General features: G+C 45.7%; 5 protein-coding genes. 4 read left to right on the forward strand and 1 reads right to left on the reverse strand.

Annotation, left to right across the window (positions count from 1 at the left end; genetic code table 11):
• A partial coding sequence (locus H6S82_RS13455; RefSeq protein WP_191056309.1) for a hypothetical protein occupies positions 1 to 700 on the reverse strand: 700 nt, incomplete at its 3' end.
• Positions 701 to 1,585: 885 nt separating this feature from the next.
• Here H6S82_RS13455 and H6S82_RS13460 point away from each other — a divergent pair.
• The 4 genes from H6S82_RS13460 to purU all read left to right on the forward strand — a co-directional run bounded on the left by H6S82_RS13460 (position 1,586) and on the right by purU (position 6,586).
• On the forward strand, positions 1,586 to 3,934 hold the full coding sequence (locus tag H6S82_RS13460; RefSeq protein WP_190461448.1) for a ribonuclease R family protein: 2,349 nt from the start codon (positions 1,586 to 1,588) through the stop codon (positions 3,932 to 3,934).
• Positions 3,935 to 4,199: 265 nt separating this feature from the next.
• Positions 4,200 to 4,820 (forward strand): UbiX family flavin prenyltransferase, encoded by a 621-nt coding sequence (locus H6S82_RS13465; RefSeq protein WP_190461451.1) that lies wholly within the window; start codon positions 4,200 to 4,202, stop codon positions 4,818 to 4,820.
• 84 nt (positions 4,821 to 4,904) lie between these two features.
• Positions 4,905 to 5,621: a LapA family protein gene (locus H6S82_RS13470; protein ID WP_190461452.1), complete on the forward strand. Its 717-nt coding sequence runs from the start codon at positions 4,905 to 4,907 to the stop codon at positions 5,619 to 5,621.
• Between the two features lie 107 nt (positions 5,622 to 5,728).
• Positions 5,729 to 6,586: a formyltetrahydrofolate deformylase gene (gene purU, locus H6S82_RS13475; RefSeq protein ID WP_190461454.1), complete on the forward strand. Its 858-nt coding sequence runs from the start codon at positions 5,729 to 5,731 to the stop codon at positions 6,584 to 6,586.
• Positions 6,587 to 6,667 lie beyond the last annotated feature (81 nt).

The raw sequence follows: 6,667 nt of genomic DNA on the forward strand, positions 1-6,667 counted from the left end.
CGCGTCCCGCCTCGGTAGTCCAACCGGCACGGCTCATTTCAATCGGAATGCGAGCGATCGCTTCAGATAGATCGATTGGGTCTTGCAAATCGGTGTTCTCAGCAACAGGATCGATCGGTTCGGAATCTACTCGATCGGATTGAACAGCACTTATTTCCCGATCTTGAAAGCGCGATCCGATCGGGGTCACTTTACTATAATTAACAGTCTGTTCAACCTCATTTATAGATGAAGGAATTTCGGGACTCTCAACATAACTATCTCGTTTCCAATCTAAATTGCTCGTAATTGGTGCATTTGAGCCTGTGGGAGCAGCACCGATCCTAGATGGTGCTGTGGGAGTCGTCCTCTGTGGAAAAGTTGGCTGTACTGTCTCGCTCAGCCAACTTGTATCAGTAGAAATACTGTCTGTATTAGCAAGTTCCGATCGCTCTTGTGAAAATACAGGATGCTTGGGAAATTCAGCAGTCACAGGTTGAGTACTCGTCGTAGCAGATGACTGTATGCCGATGATTTCCAGCGCCCTAATTCTAGCTTGGTCTTCCGCCACCTCAATTGTGTCAGCAACTGCCATACCAGTAGCTCGCATAACGCCGTCTATCTGAACCGAGACCCTAACGACATATTTACCGTGGTAAATGGTCAATAATTCAGAAATTAGACAGCCAGTGGGATAGCGAGCTTGAAATTGTGCAAACATAACATTAATACCCAAGAGAGATCTTCAACCATAGCGGTTTTCTTGAAGACCGCTATAAACCTACAATAAGATCGGGAGACAGCTGTCAGCAGACAAAAGTCAGCAGAAGGAGAGACAGGAAAACTTTTTTCTTCTTCGTTAAAACTTGTTACTGGATTTTAAATCCCAGAGTTGCCTGACTTTTTCATTATGGCTTCTGACTCCTGACTGCTGTTGCACGATCCTCGATCCGCATCGCAAAAAGCCGCAACGCTTGAGTGTCCTACATCCCACCGCAACTAGCTCGCTGTTCAAAGGCGATTTATCACCATAAAACATCCAGCGTGTAAAAGCGTGAGAGTGGCCCAAACCAAAAGCTGCTCAGGCACGAGCGACCCTTGGTATGATTTCGCCTATGTTGGGCGGAACATATCGCAAATATAGGCGATATAGCACGATTCTTGCTTTTGACCTGTGGTGACATTGCTAATAAAACATCCATATGTCAAAAGTGGATAGCCTCTGTGGCGTTTTCTGACAATGGGATATAGTGGCAGCAATCGTTTGTTTCGCCTAAGTTTGGGCAAACAAAAGGCTCTCCTCAGTCAGTGTGTTCAGTCAGTTTGTGCTGAATCGACCCCTTCCGGGTGTCCGGCAAGGAGATGGCCTAAATTTACCGCGATTAGCTTTTCAAGGGCAAAAGTCGCCTGTAGCTGTTGGGGGAATCTACATACCTTAACTGTTGAGAGCCTAAAAGTGGGTGTGTAGCCCGTGCGCGATGCTGTTCGATCGGGTAGTACCTATATTTGGCGAAACTTACGCCCAATATAGGCGAAAAGGATCTGGTTTCACCAGATCGCAGCAGTAAAAAGAATGCAATTGAGACGCTAAGGACTGATTCGCTACATGGAATTTTCAATCGCTACACTGCTTTCTAATTTTCCAGATGATAAATTGGTCGCTGTCAAAGCCTTAGAAAAAAAACTGGGTTGCCAGGATGAACCTTGTCTGCACCAATTAGAAATAGCTTTAGATGCTCTGGAAAAAATTGGCATTTTGGTAAAGGAGCGGGGCAAATATCGTCGGATATTTGAGCCTGGAGTTGTGGAAGCCAAACTGCGCTGTTCCAGTAAAGGATTTTGTTTTGCAATTCAAAATGTAGAAGGAGCAGCAGATATTTACGTGCGGGAAAGCCATCTGAGTACAGCTTGGAATGGCGATCGCGTTCTAGTCAAAATTACCAAAGAAGGCAATAGAAGGCGCTCTCCAGAAGGAGAAGTACGCTTGATTCTAGAACGCGCCAATCCCAGCGTGCTAGCGCGAGTCAAACAAACCGTAGACCGACTGGGACGTACAATATACAGGGCAGTTCCTTTGGACGATCGGCTATTATTTGAACTCGACCTGCTTGCCAATGGCAAAAATTTAGCCCAATCAATCGATCACCTCGTCCACGTGGAAATCCTCCGCTATCCTTTGGCGACAAGTCCCCCCGTCGGTCGCGTAGCCCAAATCTTGGGCAGCGATGCGGAAGCTGCTGCCGATATCGATATAGTTTGTTGTAAGCACGATTTACCGCGCAGCTTTCCCGATGCTGTGCTGAAAGCTGTTGAAAAATTACCTAATGCACCAACTAGAACAGACCTGAAAAATAGATTCGATCTGCGACATTTGGTCACCATTGCCATTACTCCCGACGCTGCGAATGAAAACGATGAAAGTACATCGGTGGTAGAACAGGCTTTTACCCTAGAAAAAATTGATGCCGAAAACTGGCGTGTGGGAGTTCATATTGCCGATGTAGCCTACTATGTCCCGATCGACTCGCCGATCGATCGGGAAGCGCAGCGGCGAGGTAGGTGCGTGCATCTAGGCGAAACGATACTGCCACTGTTGCCAGAAGCCCTCTTAGAGCGTTGTTCTCTGATCGTGGGAGAAGACAAGCTCGCTATTTCGGTGCTGCTGACGCTCAACGGCGCTGGCGAATTGGTGGAATTTGAAATTCAACCCAGCGTCATTCAGGTAGACTATCAGCTCTCCCAGTCGCAAGCACGGGCAATTCTGTTGCGTCACGAGGTTCCTCTCAGTCGAGCGATGATGCACGATGTGGCACCGGTGATTCCTACCCTCGATCAACTGGTGGTGCTGAGTCAGGGGGTGAGGCAACAACGACGAAAGCGAGGTGGATTTGAAATTAAGAAATCGGAAAGCGAGAACCAATTTAACAGCCAGTTTAACGATGAAGGATCGAGTAATGTACTGGTGAGCTTGCCAGGACACCCAGACCGATCGACGATCGCAGAATGGATGATATTAGTAAATCAGGTGGTGGGTAACCACATGAACGCGCTGGGAGTACCGACGATGTACCGAGTTCAGCCCGCACCCGATCCCGATGATGTCCAAGAATCGATCAAGTTAGCTGGCAATCTGGGGATAGATTTGCAACTAGAACAGGAAGATGCGGTTCTTCCTTCTGATTTCCAAAGTTTTATCCAGCAATTTGCTGCTTCTAAGTCGGAAAAAGTCCTGAGTTCTTTGTTGCAAGCTACTTTGAAACCAGCCGTTTACAGCACAGCACCCGCTTCTCACTTTAGTTTGGCTTTGGAATCGGGTTATGTCCACTGCATCTCGCCAGCGCAGCGCTACTCGGATTTATTGGTACAACGGTTGCTGCAAGCTGTGTTCGAGCAAGGGCGCGATCGTCGTACCACTCGCGCTAAAGAACAAGTCAATCTGCGTCACAGTTCCTGTCACGGCAATATCAATTGGAACGTTCTGCCACCTGCGTTACAGGAAGAACTAGAAGCGCATCTGACTGCTGTAGTTGTACCTCTTAACGAACGACAAAAAGAAGCGGAAGATGCAGAGGCAGATTTGGCAGGACTTAAAAAAGCCGAGTTGATGAAAGAACGCACCGGTGAAGTTTTTCCTGGTGTGATTACTGGCGTTCAATCCTACGGTTTCTTTGTGGAAATGGAAGTGCCTCTGCCAGATGGAAAGTTATTTTACCCAGAAGGATTGGTACACGTATCGTCTCTCAAAGATGATTGGTACGAATATCGCTCTCGACAAGAGGCGCTTGTAGGGCGCAAGAACCGCAAGCAATATCGCTTGGGCGATCGCGTCGAAGTTCAAGTTAAAAGCGTTGATTACTACCGTCAGCAAATAGATTTGGTGACGGTAGGTAGCGACGGCGAAACTTTGGACGATGACTTAGAAGACGACCCCTTTATCAATATGGATGATGATTAAATATGGTTCATCGTTCGTGGCTCATGGCAAACATATAGGGAATTTCAGATTTGAGATGGCAGATTTAAATTCAATTTCAAATCTGCCATCTCAAATTTGCCATCTGAAATTACCCATTACGAATGACCGATAACTAATGACCAAAAAAAAGGGGTTCAAACCTTCCTATTTCAAAGGGAATCATCAACAAATTTTGCCAAATTTCAAGCTCCGTCATTTCCAGGCGGAGCCAATCCCAAATCCCAAATCCCAAATCTAAAATCGTGTGACCAAACCTTTGATTCTTGGGGTCTCAGGGGCATCCGGCCTCATCTACGCCGTTCGGGCATTAAAATTTCTGCTGGAGGCGGATATGACGATCGAGCTTGTGGCGTCAAAATCCACTTATATGGTTTGGCAGGCAGAACAAAATATCTCTATGCCTGCCAACCCTATCCAGCAAGAACAATTCTGGCGCGAACAAGCTGGGGTGGCAACACAAGGTAAACTGCGCTGTCACCCTTGGGGTGATGTAGGCGCTAACATTGCAAGTGGTTCCTTCCGCACTTTGGGGATGCTCGTGATGCCGTGCAGTATGAGTACGGTCGCTAAGCTGGCAGTAGGTCTGAGTTCCGACCTTTTGGAACGCGCTGCTGATGTCCAGCTTAAGGAAGGACGCCAACTCGTGATCGTACCCCGCGAGACGCCTTTGAGTTTGATTCATCTGCGAAATTTAACTGCTTTGGCAGAAGCTGGTGCCGCCATTGTGCCAGCTATCCCAGCGTGGTATCACAATCCTCAGACTATTGAAGATCTGGTGGATTTTGTGGTTGCTCGCGCTTTAGATCGGCTGGATATTGACTGTGTTCCTATCCAGCGTTGGCAAGGACACCAGGAGGAATTTTAGATTTTGGATTTGGGATTTTAGATTTAAGTTAAATCTAAGATCGGCCATCTGAAATTTGAGATTACCAATTACCAATTACTAACTATGTCTCGGATTATATTGCTGCTTGTGGTTCTCTTAGGGCTAATTATATTTGCCCTGCAAAATTTATCGCCAGTTGTGCTAGTCTTTTTGGGGATGAAATCGCTGGGTTTGCCACTCGGAGTGTGGATTTTGGGTGCGATCGCAGCTGGTTTCTGCTCTTCCTTGCTGATTGGTGCTTTGTTCCAAGTGTCGAACTATTTATCTGAGGAACAGTTGCGATCGCGCATCCGCACGCTCGAAGCTGAAGTATCCCGTTCGCAAGGGCAAGCACCCCGCCAGAGTCCTTATTCCAACCAAACGGCCTCTTACTCTACTTCTACTCAAACTGCTCCTAACTGGCAGAAAAGTTCATCTAATGATGACTATTTAGAAGATGATGAAGATGAGGAAGATGAGGCAATTTACGAAACTCCCAGTTATAAAGATAATGTCGGCAACCGCGCTAATTATGAAGTCAAGCAAGAGCCGACAAGCAGCTCTAAATCAGGTTCTGTCTATTCTTACAGTTATAAAGAACCTCGAAATACAGGCGTCGGAAAAACCGAATCTGTTTACGATGCCGAGTACCGAGTAATTACACCGCCTTATCGGCAACCAGAACCACAGCAAGAAGAAAGCTGGCAATCTGACAAAAAAACTGGCCGTGATGATGATTGGGGATTTGAGGATGATGATGATTTTGATGATGAAGACGATCGCCCCGGTTCTCGCTCTTAAAAATTTAAAATTAATCTAAGCGAAAAAAAGAGTTTCATGCCAGCCATGTCAAGGATAATCATCAAAATTTTTTGATAATTTCTAAGCTTTAAGGAATCCAAAATCTTATGACAAATCCCACAGCAACCCTGTTAGTTTCTTGCCCAGACAGTCGAGGATTGGTAGCAAAAATTGCCAATTTTATTTATGCGAATGGCGGTAATATTATTCACGCGGATCATCATACCGACTTCGCCGCCGGATTATTTCTTACTCGCATTGAATGGCAGTTGGATGGGTTTAATCTGCCCCGCGATTTAATAGGCCCCGCTTTTAATGCGATCGCTCAACCTTTACAAGCTAATTGGCAATTGCACTTTTCCGATACTAAACCGCGCATTTCCATTTGGGTAAGTCGTCAAGATCATTGTCTTTTTGACCTGATTTGGCGTCACCAAGCTAAAGAATTTGACGCTGAAGTTCCATTGATTATCAGCAACCATCCTGATTTAAAAGATTTGGCTACTCAATTCGGTGCGGAATTTGCCCATATCCCTGTTAATAAAGATAGTAAAAGAGAGCAGGAAGCGAATCAATTAGAATTGCTCCGTCAGTACAACATTGACTTAGTTGTATTGGCGAAATATATGCAGATTCTTAGCCCAGAATTTATCACGGAATTTTCTAAAAAAATTATCAATATTCACCATTCCTTTTTACCTGCTTTTGTAGGAGCTAATCCTTACCAACAAGCCTATGAAAGAGGTGTAAAAATTATCGGTGCTACTGCCCATTACGTCACATCCGAATTGGATGCAGGGCCGATTATTGAGCAAGATGTAGTGCGAGTCAGCCACCGAGATGATGTTGCCGATTTGATTCGCAAAGGCAAAGACTTGGAGCGAATGGTGTTAGCAAGAGCGGTGCGATCGCACTTACAAAACCGAGTATTAGTTTACGGGAATCGAACTGTTGTTTTTGAATAGCATTTTGAGTTTACTGTCATGCAAAACTTAGAAAGTAATAGTTTTTGTCATTGTTTTCATTTATAATTACAGCGCAAAGCG

It is taken from the genome of Planktothrix sp. FACHB-1355 (assembly GCF_014748295.1).
Lineage (GTDB): Bacteria > Cyanobacteriota > Cyanobacteriia > Cyanobacteriales > Aerosakkonemataceae > Aerosakkonema > Aerosakkonema funiforme_A.